Source organism: Mogibacterium kristiansenii, from assembly GCF_009695905.1.
Classification (GTDB): domain Bacteria; phylum Bacillota; class Clostridia; order Peptostreptococcales; family Anaerovoracaceae; genus Mogibacterium_A; species Mogibacterium_A kristiansenii.
Genome location: NZ_VUNA01000001.1, coordinates 150552 through 167508, shown reverse-complemented (window position 1 = coordinate 167508; position 16957 = coordinate 150552). Strand labels below are relative to the sequence as shown.

15 protein-coding genes are annotated in these 16957 nt (G+C 50.6%); 6 read left to right on the top strand and 9 right to left on the bottom strand.

What is annotated here, in order from left to right; genetic code table 11:
- Window positions 1–7 precede the first annotated feature (7 nt).
- Window positions 8–904 carry an EamA family transporter RarD gene (gene rarD / locus FYJ65_RS00810; protein WP_206157231.1) on the bottom strand — a complete coding sequence of 299 codons (897 nt, stop codon included), beginning with the start codon at window positions 902–904 and terminating at the stop codon, window positions 8–10.
- Between the two features lie 183 nt (window positions 905–1087).
- Here rarD and FYJ65_RS00805 point away from each other — a divergent pair, with 183 nt between their 5' ends.
- The gene (locus FYJ65_RS00805) at window positions 1088–1726 is read left to right on the top strand and encodes a trimeric intracellular cation channel family protein (RefSeq protein ID WP_328603024.1); all 639 of its coding nucleotides are present in this window, start codon (window positions 1088–1090) and stop codon (window positions 1724–1726) included.
- Between the two features lie 19 nt (window positions 1727–1745).
- Here FYJ65_RS00805 and FYJ65_RS00800 read toward each other — a convergent pair whose 3' ends face one another.
- Window positions 1746–2474 (bottom strand): ZIP family metal transporter, encoded by a 729-nt coding sequence (locus tag FYJ65_RS00800; RefSeq protein WP_154553444.1) that lies wholly within the window; start codon window positions 2472–2474, stop codon window positions 1746–1748.
- A 328-nt stretch (window positions 2475–2802) separates the two neighbouring features.
- On the opposite strand from FYJ65_RS00800, the gene FYJ65_RS00795 reads away from it, so the two are divergent.
- Both FYJ65_RS00795 and FYJ65_RS00790 read left to right on the top strand, forming a co-directional pair.
- Entirely contained in the window at window positions 2803–3687 is an 885-nt protein-coding gene (locus FYJ65_RS00795) for a YitT family protein (protein WP_154553443.1), read from the top strand.
- 161 nt (window positions 3688–3848) lie between these two features.
- The gene (locus tag FYJ65_RS00790) at window positions 3849–5648 is read left to right on the top strand and encodes a hypothetical protein (protein WP_154553442.1); all 1800 of its coding nucleotides are present in this window, start codon (window positions 3849–3851) and stop codon (window positions 5646–5648) included.
- 99 nt (window positions 5649–5747) lie between these two features.
- On the opposite strand, the gene FYJ65_RS00785 is transcribed toward FYJ65_RS00790, so the two are convergent.
- On the bottom strand, window positions 5748–6641 hold the full coding sequence (locus tag FYJ65_RS00785; protein ID WP_154553441.1) for a patatin-like phospholipase family protein: 894 nt from the start codon (window positions 6639–6641) through the stop codon (window positions 5748–5750).
- 269 nt (window positions 6642–6910) lie between these two features.
- On the opposite strand from FYJ65_RS00785, the gene FYJ65_RS00780 reads away from it, so the two are divergent.
- Entirely contained in the window at window positions 6911–8473 is a 1563-nt protein-coding gene (locus tag FYJ65_RS00780; protein ID WP_154553440.1) for an ABC-F family ATP-binding cassette domain-containing protein, read from the top strand.
- A gap of 51 nt (window positions 8474–8524) precedes the next feature.
- On the opposite strand, the gene FYJ65_RS00775 is transcribed toward FYJ65_RS00780, so the two are convergent.
- From FYJ65_RS00775 to FYJ65_RS00765, 3 genes are all read right to left on the bottom strand, one after another.
- Complete coding sequence (locus FYJ65_RS00775; RefSeq protein ID WP_154553439.1) at window positions 8525–9292, bottom strand: zinc ribbon domain-containing protein; 768 nt, start codon at window positions 9290–9292, stop codon at window positions 8525–8527.
- 113 nt (window positions 9293–9405) lie between these two features.
- Window positions 9406–10374 carry a DMT family transporter gene (locus tag FYJ65_RS00770; RefSeq protein WP_277671713.1) on the bottom strand — a complete coding sequence of 323 codons (969 nt, stop codon included), beginning with the start codon at window positions 10372–10374 and terminating at the stop codon, window positions 9406–9408.
- A 64-nt stretch (window positions 10375–10438) separates the two neighbouring features.
- On the bottom strand, window positions 10439–10705 hold the full coding sequence (locus tag FYJ65_RS00765; protein ID WP_154553438.1) for a hypothetical protein: 267 nt from the start codon (window positions 10703–10705) through the stop codon (window positions 10439–10441).
- 333 nt (window positions 10706–11038) lie between these two features.
- Here FYJ65_RS00765 and FYJ65_RS00760 point away from each other — a divergent pair, with 333 nt between their 5' ends.
- Window positions 11039–11935 (top strand): hypothetical protein, encoded by an 897-nt coding sequence (locus FYJ65_RS00760; RefSeq protein WP_154553437.1) that lies wholly within the window; start codon window positions 11039–11041, stop codon window positions 11933–11935.
- Between the two features lie 58 nt (window positions 11936–11993).
- Here FYJ65_RS00760 and FYJ65_RS00755 read toward each other — a convergent pair whose 3' ends face one another.
- Window positions 11994–12389, bottom strand: a complete 396-nt coding sequence (locus FYJ65_RS00755; RefSeq protein WP_154553436.1) for a hypothetical protein — start codon at window positions 12387–12389, stop codon at window positions 11994–11996.
- Between the two features lie 243 nt (window positions 12390–12632).
- On the opposite strand from FYJ65_RS00755, the gene FYJ65_RS00750 reads away from it, so the two are divergent.
- The gene (locus FYJ65_RS00750) at window positions 12633–14036 is read left to right on the top strand and encodes a sodium-dependent transporter (protein ID WP_154553435.1); all 1404 of its coding nucleotides are present in this window, start codon (window positions 12633–12635) and stop codon (window positions 14034–14036) included.
- Window positions 14037–14519: 483 nt separating this feature from the next.
- Here FYJ65_RS00750 and FYJ65_RS00745 read toward each other — a convergent pair whose 3' ends face one another.
- Together FYJ65_RS00745 and FYJ65_RS00740 are read right to left on the bottom strand one after the other, a co-directional pair.
- Window positions 14520–15887 (bottom strand): MATE family efflux transporter, encoded by a 1368-nt coding sequence (locus tag FYJ65_RS00745; RefSeq protein WP_154553434.1) that lies wholly within the window; start codon window positions 15885–15887, stop codon window positions 14520–14522.
- Between the two features lie 58 nt (window positions 15888–15945).
- Window positions 15946–16953, bottom strand: coding sequence for a sensor histidine kinase (locus FYJ65_RS00740; RefSeq protein WP_154553433.1), 1008 nt, complete (start codon window positions 16951–16953; stop codon window positions 15946–15948).
- Between the last annotated feature and the right edge of the window lie 4 nt (window positions 16954–16957).

Here is a 16957-nt window from a genome sequence, read left to right as displayed (position 1 = left end):
AGAAGCTTTACGCATTCGGACGAGTATCCTTGAATTCTCCAATGGTGAAGAACACCAATCCGATCCATATAATTCCAAAGGCCATGAACTGAACGCTGTCGGCATGCTCGTGGTACAGCAAGATGCCGAGGCTCATCTGCATGGTGGGGCTGATGTACTCCACCAGGCCCAGGATGAACATGGATGTTTTCTGGGCGCCGGCGCTGAAGAGCATCAGGGGAACCGCGGTGCAGAATCCGCAGAGCAGCAGCAAACCCACCTGATACGGTGCGCCCGCCGCAACGGCGCCGTTGCCGCTGATTTCCTGATACAGGATGATTGCCAGGGCGATGGGCGCCAGGAACATGGTCTCGTAGATCATGGACAGCACCGGATCCACGGTCACGGAACGCTTAATGGCGGCGTAGACGGAGAATGTCAGCGCCAGTCCCAGAGCGATGAACGGAATTTGGTGGAAATGAAACAGCAGCACCAGCACCGCCACCAAGGCGAAAATCATGGCGACGACCTTGTATTTCGTCACCCGTTCATGAAATAGGATAATTCCCAGCAGGCAGACTACCAGCGGTTCGATATAATACCCCAGACTGGTCTGTATAATAAATCCCGCATTCACCGCCCAGATGTAGGTGGACCAGTTGATGGTGATGATGACGCCGGCGACGGCCAGAGTTCGGATGGTCTTTCGATCTTCCTTCAGCGGAGCCCAGATTTCCTGCCAGGTATAATTTCGATGTGCCAGAAGCAGCGCCGTTAGAAAAGACATCAGCACCCGGTACAGCATGATTACCGATGAACTGATGGGAATCAGGGCCTTCCAATAGATGGGCAGCACGCCCCAGATGACCATGCAGAAGACCACCTGGAACACCCCCTTCCGATATTGCGATTGTTCTTTCGTCATTTTAAATTTCCCCCTTTGTTTTTTTCTCTGTACGAGTCCCATGCGTTCCATTATATGCTGGACTTTTGAATATTGCAATGGTATCCTTGTTAGGCTGTTTGACAGAATCGTATTCAAAAAAACAAACCATACAAGCGATGGTTTGAAAGTAAATAAATCATTAAATTGTGGGGGTGTTTTGCCGTGGAAGATATTTTGTTTTTTCTGGAGATTATGGGGACCGTTGCCTTCGCCATTTCCGGTGCCGTTCTGGGCATCCGAAAGCGAATGGATATTTTCGGCGTATCCATTCTGGGGCTCACCACCGGCGTGGGCGGCGGAATCATCCGGGATCTGATTGTGGGGAACAATCCGCCCCTCACCTTTCAGGACCCGGTGTATCTGGTGGTATCCATCATCACTTCCATCATCGTGTTCCTGCCGGTCATCCGGACGTGGATTTTTCGGGAAACTCGGTTCTACGAAGCGCTGATGCTGCTGTTCGACTCCATCGGTCTGGGTATTTTTACCGTGAACGGCATTCAAACTGCTTACCAATCCACCAATATCCACGGCATCATCCTGCTGGCCTTCGTGGGCGTTATTACCGGATGCGGCGGCGGCGTACTGCGGGATATGATGGCCGGCGACCGGCCGTACATCTTCGTCAAGCATTTCTACGCCAGCGCCTCTCTGCTGGGAGCATTGGCATGCATCCTTCTCTGGAACCGAATCGGCTACGGCGGAGCCATGCTGCTGGGCGCCACATCGATTGTGGTTCTCCGGCTGCTGGCCGCCCGAAATCACTGGAGCCTTCCGAAAGCAGACCTTCCGGAAGAATAGATTTCTCGCTTCCGACGGATTACGCCACCATGGTGCTGACCCACACCAGCGCGAAACCGATAATCACACTGACCACGGACTCCCGCAAATGTTCCCGGGTCCGAAACACATGAGGCGTCAGCTCGGAGAACACGATATATAGAATCATGCCCGTGGCGATGCTCACCATAGTCAGGGTCAGAACCTCCGACAGGTGCACCTCAATCATATTCATCAGCACGCCGCCGAAGAGGGTGGAGAGGGTCACCGCCGCCAAAAGGACGTACCGCTCGCTGCGCTTCCGCTCCTCCATGGTGGAATCAATCAGCATACCCATCGGGATGTTGTGCATGGCGATGCCCAGAGCAAAAATAATTCCGTCGGACATGGAATTCATGGCGATGCTGTACACCGACATTCCTTCCACAATATTATGGAGGATTACCGCCATCGCCGAAATGATTCCGATATGGGCGGCATTCTCATGATCGTGGGTCTCTTCCGTATCGTGGTGATCCGGAATGAACAGATCCAGCACCTTCAGCATGGCGATGCCCACCACCAGCATGCCCAGGCTGTATCCCCAGCCCTGCGCCTCCACCAGTTCGTGCACCTCCGGGAACAGGTCGAAGAGCAGCAGTGCCGCCAGCGCACCCAGCGCCAAAGCCATGGACAGGTGCTCCATCTTTTCCGTATCTTTAATCAAATGCGTTGCCAAGGCTCCCAGCAAAATGGAGAACCCGGCAATCGCGGTAATCATCAATTCCATTCGTTACTTCCTTTTATCTTATCATCAAGTGTTACCGTGTCGATATTCTGCGGACGGGACAAAAATCCTACCTATCAACTAGGTTATTATATGTATCCATCGTCCATCTGTCAAGTTTCGGTCTTCAGAGGCGTCCGTTTATTTCCTTCCAAAAAATATTTTTTTCCGCTCTTGACGCAAGTCCGACTCCTATTATATAATTTCTTGGCAAAATCAATATGGAAAATGTATTAAGCTTTTGCTTCGATCCACGTCTGTCAGGGAAAATTCCTGATGCGTGGTCTTTTTTTTCGCAAGAAATGCGATACGAGATTAAGGAGGTCATCTCATGAAGTCATCATCCCTTTTCAGTCTTCGATTTCTCCGAAATGTACTGATTATCATCTTCGGAAACTTCATCTACGCCGTGGGCGTCGTTTTCTTTATTCTTCCATCCGGCCTGATTACCGGCGGCACCACCGGTATCGGCCTGATTATGAACCACTTCACCGGCATGGATATTTCCATCTTCGTGGGCATCTTTAACGTGGCCATGTTCTTGTTGGGCGCCCTCATCCTGGGAAAGGAATTCGCCCTCACCACACTGGTGAGCACCATTTTCTACCCCCTGCTCCTGGGGATCCTGCAGCGGGCCGTGGGCGGCTTCGTGCTGACACGGGATCTGTTCCTTAGCGCCCTTTTCGGCGGCCTGTGCATCGGCATTTCCCTGGCGATGATCATCCGGCTGGGGGCCAGCACCGGCGGCATGGATATTCCACCTCTGGTCCTGCAGAAACTCTTCCGGATTCCGGTATCCGTCAGCCTGTACGTATTTGATTTTATCATCCTGATTGGCCAGATGCTCTTCTCCGACAAGGACACCAGCCTCTACGGCATCATTTTGGTTATCGTGTACACCATGACCCTGGACAAACTGCTGGCGCTGGGCACCGCCAAAACCAAGTTGGAAATCGTCACCAAACATTCCGAGGAGATGAAGGATGCCATTCTGGCAGACATCGACCGGGGCGTCACCCTGCTGCACGGAAAGACCGGTTACCTGGGCATTGAAACCGATGTGCTTTCCTGCGTCATCTCCCCTCGAGAGCTGTACCGCACGGAGAAGGTGGTTCACGAAGTGGATCCCAATGCCTTCATCGTGCTGAGCAAGGTGAGCAGCGTCACCGGCCGAGGCTTTACGAAGGAGAAAAAATACATCCCGAAGAACTCTTAGGTCCTTCCGGCACAGTTGCACCGAAAAAAAGTTCTTTTTCAACTGACAGTACTCTTTCGAGTGTTGTAGCATTGCTCTTGAATTGATACAATCCGGTTAAGAAGTACATCTCCCTTCTCAAGGAAGAACGGCAGGTTCAAGCACCTGCAGGAGGAACCGATATGAAAAAGAACACAAAGAAACGAAGGACGATTCGTCGTCTGCTGATCGCCACCGCGTTTGCGCTCCTGATGATTCCGGCATCGGTTTCCGCAGATGTTGTGGGGAAAAAGATTACACAAGAGTACACACCGAATAAACAAAATCCGTTGTCAAAAATCGAATACACCTATCGAAGCGACGGAAAATTCGATATGGTCCTTACCTTCGATATTTTTGCAGCGAAATACGCTGTGTATCATGTGGATAATGCCCGGGACTATGTCCTCGAGGTTTCCCAGAACAACCAGCTCATCGGATCCCAGATTATCAATGCTCCGGACATTCGAAAATTGAACGGAAAGCTCGTCTATGATTTCAAGAATGCACAGAAGGTCCCGATCGTCCGGCCGGAAGAAGAGCTTTCCATCAGCTTTAAATTCTATAGTGACTACAACAACGATCAATATGCGAACTACGGCAACAACTTCCAGCCGCGAACGGTGCAGGCACCGAAAAAACCGGAAGCACCGAATCCAAACCTTCTGGAAGGCATGACCGGATACGGCCAGGTGGAAAAGATGTATTCGGACGGTACCGAATACACGGAAGTGTATGCCACCTTCCGCGGCACGCAGGGCCCGAATGCCGGCGAAACGCTCTACGCGTATAATTTGGACGACAAGAGCATTTACGGATCGTCCAACAGCAGAACCGTAAAGGTCTGGATCTACCGGAATAAGATTAATCCGTTTAATATTGCGGATCAGAGTCCGCGCCGCTGGATGCTGGTTTCCGCAAAGGATAAGGAGACGGCTGCACAAAAGGCGGAAGCAAGTGCTTCCCTTGCGACATCCTTGGCCTTTGACTCTCCGGCCAATATCAAATCAGAGATGGAGGATATCTACCGCTTCTCCAGCACCTCTGCCCGCTACGACCAAGCGGCGGTTACCGTATACAAGGACAGAAACCACAATACCGGCTATGCGGACGGAGTGGAAATCTATAACTACGTGAAGGGAGAGGGCGAAGCGGATCTTTACCAAGAGTTCAGCTTCGATTCGGGGAAAGACCACGGCAAATTCACTCTCACCGGACTGCTTCCGGGAACCACCCGGTACTATACCGTTCACACCATTCGGTACAAGAATAAATTGGAGTACAATTACTGGGACGGATATTACTACACCGTACGCACCGAGAATTTCAAAGCACCGGGCTTCTCCGCAGTAAAGATGGGACCGAAGCAGGTAAAGATGCTGATAAAGGTTCCGGCAGATCAGCGGGCAAAGGGATTGTCCACCATGTACGTATACCGGGGCAGCAAGAAGATTAAGACCATCAAGAGCAACGGTAAGGCGACCATCACCTTCACCTACAGCGCGAAGAAGGCCAATTCCTACAAGTACAAGGTGAAAGCGGTATGCGCGAAGAAGACCAGCATTACCAAGTCCACTTCCGCAAAGAAGCCAAAGAGCAATACTTACAAGAGACCGGGACGCCTGAACAGCAATATCAATCAGATTACACCGTACGCAACGGCGAAATTCGTCCCATGGCAGTTTTCTTACTACGATAAGAAAATCAAGGTGACGGGCTACATCGTGAATAACCGGATGTTCAAGATGAAGAAGTACAAATTCAAGGTCTACGTGTACAACAACAACAAGAAAATTGCCACAAAGACCGTGACGTACAAGAACATCAAGAAGTATGCGAAGAAAAAGGTCACCATCACCATCAAGACCAAGAAGAAACCGGATTTCGTCAACTACTCCACCGGCTGGGGTACATCCAACGTATCAACCAAATGGGGATGGTAGTTCGGCAAAAGCAAGATGGAACCCACTAACGGAATAAACGAAATGAAGAGGCTGTTCCCTTCCGGGGGAGCAGCCTCTTCATTTGCGTATATTTCATTTCTACTGTTCCAGATACTTCCGAATCTTCGGCATCATCGCCTGTGCCCGCTTCCGCCCCTCTTTATAGGTGCGGTCCATGCGCGCCACATCGTGCTCCGTCCGGCTGATGTCCAGTTCTTTTTCCGGATAGATGACACAGAGTTCCCCTTTGGATCCCAGCTGATGGACCATTTTCTTAGACCGATTGTACACCACATGACGGTTCCGAAGGCTGGCCGCAACCTGCGGATATTTGTGGAGGAGCAATCCGTAAAGGTGATCGTGCCCGGTGGGCGCCTTGACGTAATCCTTCGGCCGAGTCAGCACTGTGACAATCCGGTCGTACCCCTGATTCCGTGCGTACTGCACGGGAATGGAATCGCTGATGCCGCCATCCAGCAAGCTGTATCCGTCGATGTGCACCGCACGGGATACCACCGGCATGGATGCGCTGGCTCTCACCCACTCCAGCGCGGCATCGTTCAGCTCCGGCAGCTCCTTATATACCGGCTTCCCGGTTCGGGTATCGGTACACACTACGACAAACCGGCTGGGATCGCTATCATAGGTTTCCTTATCCATCACGTCCAGTTCCTTCGGCAAAGTATGGTAGCAGAACTCTGCCCCGTACAGATCTCCGGTCTTCATCAGGGAGCGCAGGCTGCAATACCGCCAATCCTTTGCGAATCGCCGGTTATAACGGATAACCCGTCCCGGCTGATGGGACTTGTAGTTGCAGCCGAATGCCGCACCGGCGGAGACACCGATGACCGCATCAAAATGAATGTTGTTTTCCATCAGCACGTCGATAACTCCCGCGCTGAAAATGCCTCGCATGGCACCGCCCTCCAGAACCAACGCGGTTCGATGCTTGCCGTTATTCTCTTTTTTCGAAATCGTTTCTTTTGTATACATATTCACTGTTATTCCCCTAGAATTCTGCTCTCAAACAATTTAGTCAGTATTATAACATAGTTTTTATGAAATGAAACTAAATTTATAAGTTTTTTGTGTGAATTTTGTCGACATACATAGTATACCCGTATACGAGAGAACAAGGAATTGAAAAGGGATTGCGGGGAACATCCTCGCAATCCCTTTTTTCTTCCGGTCTTGTTTTTCCTCCTTCGTTTCATATATAATGTAGAGGATTGTGATTTCAAAAATGAAAGGAATATATATTTATGAGCATCTTAAACGTGGAACACCTGACCCACGGATTTGGAGACCGCCAGATTTTCGATGATGTATCCTTCCGACTTCTGTCCGGTGAACACATCGGACTGGTGGGCGCCAACGGAGAAGGCAAGTCTACTTTTATGAATATCATCACCGGTAAGCTTTCGCCGGATGAAGGAAAGGTGGAATGGTCGAAGCGCGTTCGTGCGGGCTATCTGGACCAGCACACCGTCCTCACCAAGGGGCAGACCGTACGGGACGTGCTGAAGACCGCTTTTGACTACCTCTTTGAGATGGAACAGGAGATGAACGACCTGTACATGTCCATGGGAGATCCGGATGTGGATGAAAATACCATGAACGCGCGGATGGAGGAAGCCGGCACCCTGCAGGACCTTCTCACCGCTCATGATTTCTATATGATTGACGCGAAGATTGATGAAGTAGCCCGGGCGCTGGGCTTGACAGACCTGGGACTGGACCGGGATGTTACGGAGCTGTCCGGCGGACAGCGAACCAAAGTGCTGTTGGCCAAGCTTCTGCTGGAGAAGCCGGAAATCCTCTTGCTGGACGAGCCGACCAACTACCTGGATCGGGAACATATCGTATGGCTGCAGCGGTATCTGCAGAATTACGAAAATGCTTTTATCCTGATTTCCCACGATATTCCGTTCCTGAACAGCGTAATCAACCTGATTTATCACATGGAAAATCACAAGCTGGACCGGTATGTGGGGGATTACGACGATTTCATAAAGGTGTACGAGATGCGGAAGGCGCAGCACGAAGCGGCCTACCAGAAGCAGCAGCAGGAAATCGCTCAGCTGAAGGATTTCGTGGCCCGGAACAAGGCTCGAATTTCCACCCGAAACATGGCCATGTCCCGCCAGAAGAAGCTGGATAATATGGAGCTGATTGAGAAGCAGGTGGAACGGGTGAAACCGGAATTCGACTTCCACCTGGGGCGCACGCCGGGACGGTTCCTTTTCGAGACGAAAGGGCTGGTCATCGGATACGATACGCCGCTTTCCAAGCCGCTGGATTTCGTCATGGAGCGAAAGGAGAAGGTGCTTCTCACAGGTGCCAACGGAATCGGGAAAACCACTCTGCTGAAGAGCTTGCTGGGACTGATCCCGCCGTTGGAAGGTCAGATTGAGAAGGATCCGTATATGCAGATTGGTTACTTCGAGCAGGAAATGAGTCAGGATGTGGATACCACCTGCATCGAGGAGATTTGGAACGAATTCCCATCCTGGGACCAGCGGGAAGTGCGAGCGGCGCTGGCTCGCTGCGGTCTCACCTCAAAGCACATTGAAAGCCGAATTCGGGTGCTTTCCGGTGGCGAACAGGCCAAGGTGCGCCTGTGCAAGCTGATGAATCGGGATTCCAATATTCTGGTTCTGGACGAGCCGACCAACCACCTGGACGTGGATGCCAAAGACGAGCTGAAACGGGCGCTGATGGAGTACAACGGCAGCATTCTCATGGTGTGCCACGAGCCGGAATTCTATGAAGGCCTGGCCACCCGGGTGATCGACTGCTCCCGGTGGACCACGAAACTGGTGTAATATAAAGAGCGTGAACGCTCGGGTATGTTCCCTCGGTTCACGCTCTTTTGCTTATCTTTTTTTATAAAGAACCAGCTCCGGATTCTCTCCCTCTGCCCCGAAAGTGGACACCATGATGAAATCCATGCCGGCAAGTACTCCAAAGCATCGGTCTCCGCCAAACTCCGAATCCAGCTGATTTCCCAAATAGGTCGTCCGGTCATCCAGGAGCTTCACGCTTTGGCCGTTCGGCAGCGGATATTCCAGATTCACATATTTGCCCACGAGTGCATTAAGTTTCTCGACCTTTGGAAGGCCTTCGACATGAAGGTCGTTGATTTCTTTTATAAGCTGTTTTTTAAACTCCTCAAACTGCCCGCCATCGCTGAGCGATTCGTATTTCTTCCAATAATCCAGCGTCGGAAGCAATTCCTGCATGTACGCTCGCGCCTGCGCCTCCGTAAAATCTTCTTTTACCATATGAGTCACGCAAACGTCAATTAGCTCATCCATATTGCTGTACGTATAAGTTCCGTCCGCATAGCACCATTTGCAGTAATCTTCATTCTTGGTTCCATCGCTGTTCCGGCTGATAATCTCATCATCTTCCAAAGGCATCCCGCAGCACTGACAGATCAGCGGACGAGGTTCGCCCAGCAACGCATTGATTGATACGTCCAACACCTTGGACAGCAATTTCAGCGTTTCCGTATTGGGAACGGTTCTGCCGGTCTCCCAACGAGATACCGCCTGCCGGGTCGCCATCACCTTCTCCGCAAGCTCATCCTGGGACAACCCTTGCCGGGTACGAAGTTCCAAAATTATATCTTTCGTTTCCATTCATTCCACCTCCGTTACGGATATGATAACAGACCGATGGGACTTTGGAAAAGCAACTTGCTGTTTCCCCTGCGGAATGTCCCGGTGGTGTTTGCTTGTACGATATGCGGAGTCTATTCGGCGACGGTTCTCTTTTCTTTGCTTTTCACCGGCAGCGGAACCTGAGCCAGAATTACCGCCACGAACACCAGGATGCACCCCAGAATTTCTTTCGGGAGAAGCACCTCGTTCAGGAACAGGCAGCCGGACACTGCGGCAAATACCGATTCCAAACTCATAATCAGGGTGGCGGTGGTCGGATCCGTGTCCTTCTGAGCTACAATCTGAAGGGTGAATCCCACGCCGCTGGACAGGATTCCCGCGTAAGCGATGGTCATCCATGCCGAAAGGAGTCCGCTCACGGACGGGTTCTCCAGCAAAAACATCACCGGCGTCATCACAATCGCTGCCACCGCAAATTGGATGCACGCCATCTTAACGCCATCCACCCCTTTCGAGGTAAAATGATCGATTGTCATAATGTGCACCGAAAAGCCCACGGAACAGAAGAGTACCAAAATGTCCCCTTTAGATATGCTAAAACCTTCTTTTACGCACAGTAAATAGAATCCTGCCATGGCCAACACCACGCAGAACCAGATGATTCGCGGAATTTTCTTTCCGATGAAAACACCCATCAGCGGCACCAGGATAATATACAGCGCCGTAATGAATCCGGCTTTTCCCGCTGTCGTCATGGTGATTCCAATTTGCTGCAAGGAACTGGCTACCGCCATTACCAGGCCGCAGTAAATTCCGCCCACCAAAGTGGTCCGGTCCGGGAGCAGGATGGATTTCCAATTTGCTTCCCCGGACGCTACATCATCGATTCCCGTTCCGGAACCCGCGTTGTCCGTCACCCCTTTCTTCTTCCCGATTACGTAAATTACCGGAATCAGAAAGAGAAAGGCCAGGACATTCCGGGCCATGTTGTAGGTGTAGGGTCCCACGTAATCCATCCCGGAACTCTGCGCCACGAAGGCGCTTCCCCAGATGAAAGACGTTAACAATAACAGTAGATTCCCTTTCGTTCTCTTACTCACTTCGCATCATTTCCTTTATTCTTCACAAAATTTCGTATTAGTATAGCATTTCCCGGGATAATTCTCAATATATGAAAGGGGATTGCAGGCACAGAACGGTTCCTTTGGCTTCTTTCGTTCGCCACGAACGGGGACTTGGTGCATGAATCCGCTCCAGCCCTTGTTCCTCCGTCGCCTTTGCACCAAGTCCCCCTGCCTTTTTCCAAATCCGGGCGCTTTGACTTGGTGCACGAATCCCCTCAAACCCTTGTTCTTCCGTCGCCTTTGCACCAAGTCTCCCCGCCTTTTTCCAGATTCGGGTGCTTTGACTTGGTGCATGAATCCGCTCCACCCCTTGTTCCTCCGTCGCCTTTGCACCAAGTCCCCACGCCTTTTTCCAGATTCGGGTGCTTTGACTTGGTGCACGAATCCCCTCAAACCCTTGTTCTTCCGTCGCCTTTGCACCAAGTCTTCCCGCCTTTTTCCAAATCCGGGCGCTTTGACTTGGTGCATGAATCCCCTCAAACCCTTGACCTTCCGTCGCCTTTGCACCAAGTCTCCCTGCCTTTTTCCCGACCCGTACCCCGACACCCTATACCATAGAGCAAAAATGTGTACTGAAGGGGAATTATTTTTCTGGCATAATAGAAAGACATCCAAAAAACACTATTAGAAAGGAGATCTTATGAAATACAATTGCATCGAATCGGTAAAAGCCGATCTTCAAGAACAATCCGACATGCTTCAGCAACTGGAATCCAGAAAGAGCCAACTGATTCAATTCGATGGCTGCACACTTAAGATAAAAAATTCAGGCGGCACCACTTATTACCATTGCCGGGAAAATCCTGCTCACCCCTGGCTCTATCTTGGAAACGAAAACCACCCGGACGTTCGTTCCATCCAAGAATTACGCTATTGCAACGAAGCCATTTCTCTGCTCAAAAACAACATTGCATTGGAGGAAAACTTGTTAGCGAATTACCGCGCTCCCGAGTACGACTCCATATTGAGCGGACTTCCAAAAACATACGTCCCCGCAAAAGGATTTCCGCAATTTGCCGGATATGATATAAACAAGTATTTCGACGAATTAGTTGGCTTTAAGAACAGCATTCCTCCGCGGAATCCCGAATCCTTGAAATTCCAAGCCATCGACGGTACACTGATACGTTCACGAGGAGAAGTGATAATGTACGATCGCTTTTGGCAAAGAGGGTATCATCCTCTGTACGAATTTCCGTTTCGCTTAGCCAACGGCAAGTTTTTATTTCCGGACTTTCTCTTGATTCATCCTCAGATTCCTTATTTATATATCGTGGAACATCTCGGCTTGTGGTTTCACCCGGAAATGAAGGACAACTACCGCAAAAACTATTTGCTAAAGGAAGAGGCCTACCGAACCCTTGGTTTTACCGAAGGCGTCAATCTGTTCACCACCAAAGAACTTCCAGACGGCGGCATCGACCTTGAAACATTGGAACGTATGTGCACCATGATTATGTCATCCCCTCCAAGCTCTGCCGTACAACGTCAAGGACCCATTCTGGATGACAAATTTATTCGTGATTTCTTGAGATAATCCCCGGTAAAAACAAGTTCGCGACCGTCATGCACGTCCGGCACAAGAAAGACTTTCCTCAATCAAGAGCTTGTACCAAATCTATATACCATTCTCCATCTCCACATACTTGACTTGGTGCATGAATCCGTTCCAGCCCTTGTCCTTCCGTCGCCTTTGCACCAAGTCCCTCCACCTTTTCCCAAATCCGGGCGCTTTTACTTGGTGCATGAATCCGCTCCAGCCCTTGTTCTTCCGTCGCCTTTGCACCAAGTCCCCCCACCTTTTCCCAAATCCGGGCGCTCTGACTTGGTGCACGAATCCCCTCCAGCCCTTGTTCCTCCGTCGCCTTTGCACCAAGTCCCCCCACCTTTTCCCAAATCCGGGCGCTTTGACTTGGTGCACGAATCCCTTCCAGCCCTTGTTCTTCCGTCGCCTTTGCACCAAGTCCCCCACTCCGCCCATTCCTGTCCACAGCACTTTTAAACCGCAAACTTGATCTTTATATAAGAGAATTGACTTTATATAAAAATACATCAAAAATTAACCTGAAAATTTGACTCTATTGCACAAATATTGTATATTCACATCAATTTTCTATAATTTATTGTTTTTCTTGACAAGTAAATTCCCGATGGTTATAATAAGCATACAAAATCGAGCTTTCGAATGAAAGCAAGAAATACCATCAATTAAGAACATCACAGGAGATTAAACAATGAAAGAACATCAACAAAAGAGAGGAACCTGGAGCAGCAATTTCGGCTTTTTGATGGCCGCCATCGGTTCTGCGGTAGGCCTGGGGAACATGTGGGGGTTTCCCTATAAGTTGGGAATGAACGGCGGCTTTGCCTTCCTTATTCTGTATCTGCTTTTGGCGGTATTCGCCGGATACATTCTCACCATGACCGAGCTGGCTTTGGGCCGTTATACCGGCCAGTCCACCGTTCTGGCATACAAATCCATTCGCAAACAGTATGCATTTGTCGGATGGCTGGGCATGCTCTCGCCGTTCCTGATTCTGGGATTCTACTCCTATCTGGGCGGCTATTGCATCAAGTACATGCTGGCCAATCTGGGAGATGTGTTCGGTGCAAGCTGGGGCGTTGGCGGCGTAGATGGTGCTGCCTACTTCTCCAACCTGACAGCGGACACCACCCAGTCCATCATCTATACACTGGTATTTCTTCTGATCACCATCGTCATCGTAAGCTATGGTATCGAGGAAGGCATCGAGCGGTTCAGCAAAATCGCCATGCCAGCACTGTTCGTGATGCTCCTCCTGGTAATCGCACGAAGCGTTACCCTGCCGGGCGCTTCCGCCGGAATTGCATTCCTGTTCAAACCGAACTTTGAAGTGTTCCACGGAACCGGCTGGATTTCCGTACTTTCTGCTGCCGGCGGCCAGATGTTCCTGTCCCTTTCCATCGGAATGGGCATTACCATTACCTACGGTTCTCATCTCGCCAAAGATGCCAATATTGAACGAAGCAGTTTGATTATCCCGCTGGCCGACACCGTTATCGCCATTTTGGCAGGTCTGGCAATCATGCCGGCTGTATTTGCCAGCGGTCAGTCTCCGCAGGGCGGCGTAGGACTTCTGTACATGACCCTGCAGACCGTATTCAACGGAATGGGCGGTATCGGTCCGTTCATCGGATTTATCTTCTACGGACTGGTTGTCATCGCGGCGCTGACCTCTTCCGTTGCGATTCTGGAAGCCATTGCCGGTTCCTTTATCGACGACGCCATGAACAAGGGCAAGGGCGACAAGCGAAAATTCTATTGCTGGTTCTTCGGAATCCTCTCCGCCGTTCTGGGCTCACTGATTGCCTACGACGGTCTGGGACAGAACCTCCCTGCTATGTTCGGCAAATTCTGCTGGGTAGACGGTTTCGACCTTCTGGCGGAAGGCATCATGATGCCGCTGGGTTCCCTGTTCGCCACCTTCTTCTTCGGCTGGATTGATCGGGAAATCCTCCCGAAGGAAATCCATCAGGGCTCCAACTTTAAGACGGAGAAATTCTACCGCTTCTGCATCCGTTGGATTGCACCGGTATTCACCTTCTTCGTACTTCTGGGACAGCTGGACTCCTTCTTCGGCTTCGGCTGGTTTAGCTAGAATAACATTATTTCCATAAAAACAGGTACTTTACGAATAATTGTGGGATAGTTCTTAATAACTATCCCGCTTTTTTATGGTTCTTCACTTTATAATCCAACAACAAGCAACGAAGGGCGGTTACTTTGTATGTCGATATCTCTGCTGCAAAGTGATGCATGACCACTTGTTTTTCCGACTCGTACATCAACTCCATTTTCAGATTTGATGTACGAGCACCATTATTTTCAGCTCATGCATCAACTCCAATCATTTTTATATTGTTTTCATTCCACTTTACTTTCATTCTATAAAAAAAGTGATGCAGAAGCAGCGGTTTTCTGCTTTTCTGCATCACATCCTATCATTTCCGCCGGACACCGTCCCTCCAATCGTTCGGCGGCTACACCCCTATTGATGCAGGAACATCTATTTTTAGCGTTCCTACATCAATTTCCTGAATTTGCACCGACAAGCCGGATTAGACCATGCCGCAGCTACCGACTATTCCTCCTGTGACAGCCGTTCCAGCGCTTTCCGGAACCGATTTCCGAACAGCACTGCCGTAAACGTCACCGCAATAATATCCGCCACCGGCTCCGCCAGATAGACTCCCCACACCGGATGGGATACCAGATGCGGCACGATGTAAATTAGCGGTAGCAGCAGCACGAACTTTCGTACCACCGCCACGATGATGGAACACACCGCATTTCCGGTGGATATAAAGGTCATCTGGCAGGCAATCTGAATGCCGAAGATGAACATGGCGCCACAGTAGATGCGAAGCGCCTTCTTGGCAAACATCAACAGTTCCGGATTAGAGGTAAACATGCTGCCGAATGCTCCCGGCACTACCATGATGAACAGCCATAATCCCACGGAATACATCACGCTGATTCGAAGGAGATACCGGAAGGTCTCCCGCACTCGAGGGGCATTCCGGGCGCCGAAATTGTAACTGGAAATCGGCTGAGCCCCCTGGGCGATTCCCTGCAGCGGCAGCATGGCGAACTGCATCACGCTGGTGCAGATGGTCATGGCTCCCACCGCCACATCTCCTCCGTATTTCAGCAAGGAGGAATTAAAGCATACCGAGATAATGCTTTCGCTGGCCTGCATCACGAAAGGCGAAAGTCCCAACGCCACACACGGAAGCAGGATGGCCGCATGAAGTCTTATTTTATCTTTCTTCAACCGCAGGTGAGTTTTCTTTCCGGCAAGGAACCGCACGCACCAGATTGCGGAAATTCCCTGGGAAATCACCGTGGCAAGCGCCGCTCCCCGGACACCCATGCCACAGAGGAAGATGAACACCGGATCCAGCAAGATATTGCACACCGCCCCGATGAGCACCGTGCGCATTCCGATTTGGGCAAAGCCCTGGGCGGTGATGAAGGAATTCATTCCCAGTGTCAGCTGCACAAAGATGGTTCCCAGCGCATAGATTTTCAGGTACGAATCTGCGTAATCGATGGTGTTTCCGCTGGCCCCAAAGGAAAGGAGCATCTCCCGACCGAAGAGAAGCAGTACTGCTGTCAGCACCAGAGATATCAGAACCTGCAGCAGAAAACATCCGCCCAAAATCCCTTCCGCCGTGTCGTAATCTCCCTTTCCCATGTTAATGGAAGCCCTCGGTGCTCCGCCGGAACTGATCAGCGCCGCGAAGGCCGACACAATCATAATAACCGGAAGACAGACTCCCACGCCGGTCAGCGCCAGATTTCCATCTCCCGGTATATGTCCGATATAGATTCGATCCACAATATTGTACAGCATGTTAATCAGCTGTGCGGCAACCGTCGGAATCGCCAGCTTCCGAAGAAGCTTTCCCACCGGTTCCGTGCCCAAAAACTCTTTATCCTGATTCAATCCTTTTTCCTCCCGGTAAAATCGATACAATGAAGCATATTTTACCACACCGAGGAACTCAGTCAAGTATTTTTTTTTGCTCCGGAAGCTTTAAAGAGAAAACAGTTCCCCGACCCGGTTCACTATCCACGTCGATTTCCACAGAAATCTTTTTCGCCGCCCGGCTGCAGAGATACAGCCCCAGCCCGCTGGATTTCATCTCCTGTCTTCCGTTACAGCCGGTGTAACCCTTTTCGAAAATTCGCGGAATATCGGATGCCCCAATACCCGGTCCATCGTCCTCAATTCGAATTCTTCCCCGGTCATCGGCCTCAATTCGCACATACGTATCGGTATATTTAATCGCATTGGATAGAATCTGCTCCAACACGCAGGCAAAGTATTTTTTGTCCGTCACCCGAACACCCTCCACCTTACGGTACTCCAGCCGCACATTTCGGTTGATGAACAGGGAAGAAAACTTCCGAATGGATTCCCGGATCAAATCATCTAACGCGTATTCCTGAATCATCAAATCGTTGCCGGAAGAATCCAACCGGATATAGTGCAACACCATTTCCACATACTGTTCGATTTGAAAGAGTTCACTGAGAAGCCGACGATTCTCCGGCGTATCCTCCTCCCGAAGCGCCAGCCGCATGACCGAAATCGGGGTTTTAATCTGATGGACCCATTTCGTGTAATAATCCTCCATGTCCTCCCGCTCCTCCAGGAACTGCTGTTCCTGCTGAAGCGCTCGATTTCGAAGGCATCGAAGCATTTCTCGGTAGTCCCTCTCCGTGCGGCTCTCCTCTTCTCCCAAAAATACTTCGGGATTGAGGCCAAAGACGTCCGGCGCGTCCGGCTTCACGGACGAAATCACCTGTTCCCGTTTTCTGCATCCGTTAACGAATTTTCGAAAACGAAGTCCAATCACTAACACACACACAACACCGGAAAGAACCGTTCCGTAAATAAACGGTTCCATCTCCATCCGGTACAACCAGAAGGTCCCAAAATTCAACAGAATCACCGCTGCCGGCAGCAGAATCCAGCTCCGATTCTCTTTCAGAAATGTTTTCAGCAAAGGG

What these genes read in the sequence shown, in the direction of transcription:
- FYJ65_RS00795 (WP_154553443.1), top strand. Translation starts at nt 2,803, where the DNA reads ATGAAGTCATCATCCCTTTTCAGTCTTCGATTTCTCCGAAATGTACTG.
- rarD (WP_206157231.1), bottom strand. Translation starts at nt 904, where the DNA reads ATGACGAAAGAACAATCGCAATATCGGAAGGGGGTGTTCCAGGTGGTC.
- FYJ65_RS00800 (WP_154553444.1), bottom strand. Translation starts at nt 2,474, where the DNA reads ATGGAATTGATGATTACCGCGATTGCCGGGTTCTCCATTTTGCTGGGA.
- FYJ65_RS00775 (WP_154553439.1), bottom strand. Translation starts at nt 9,292, where the DNA reads ATGGAAACGAAAGATATAATTTTGGAACTTCGTACCCGGCAAGGGTTG.
- FYJ65_RS00760 (WP_154553437.1), top strand. Translation starts at nt 11,039, where the DNA reads ATGAAATACAATTGCATCGAATCGGTAAAAGCCGATCTTCAAGAACAA.
- FYJ65_RS00790 (WP_154553442.1), top strand. Translation starts at nt 3,849, where the DNA reads ATGAAAAAGAACACAAAGAAACGAAGGACGATTCGTCGTCTGCTGATC.
- FYJ65_RS00750 (WP_154553435.1), top strand. Translation starts at nt 12,633, where the DNA reads ATGAAAGAACATCAACAAAAGAGAGGAACCTGGAGCAGCAATTTCGGC.
- FYJ65_RS00785 (WP_154553441.1), bottom strand. Translation starts at nt 6,641, where the DNA reads ATGTATACAAAAGAAACGATTTCGAAAAAAGAGAATAACGGCAAGCAT.
- FYJ65_RS00780 (WP_154553440.1), top strand. Translation starts at nt 6,911, where the DNA reads ATGAGCATCTTAAACGTGGAACACCTGACCCACGGATTTGGAGACCGC.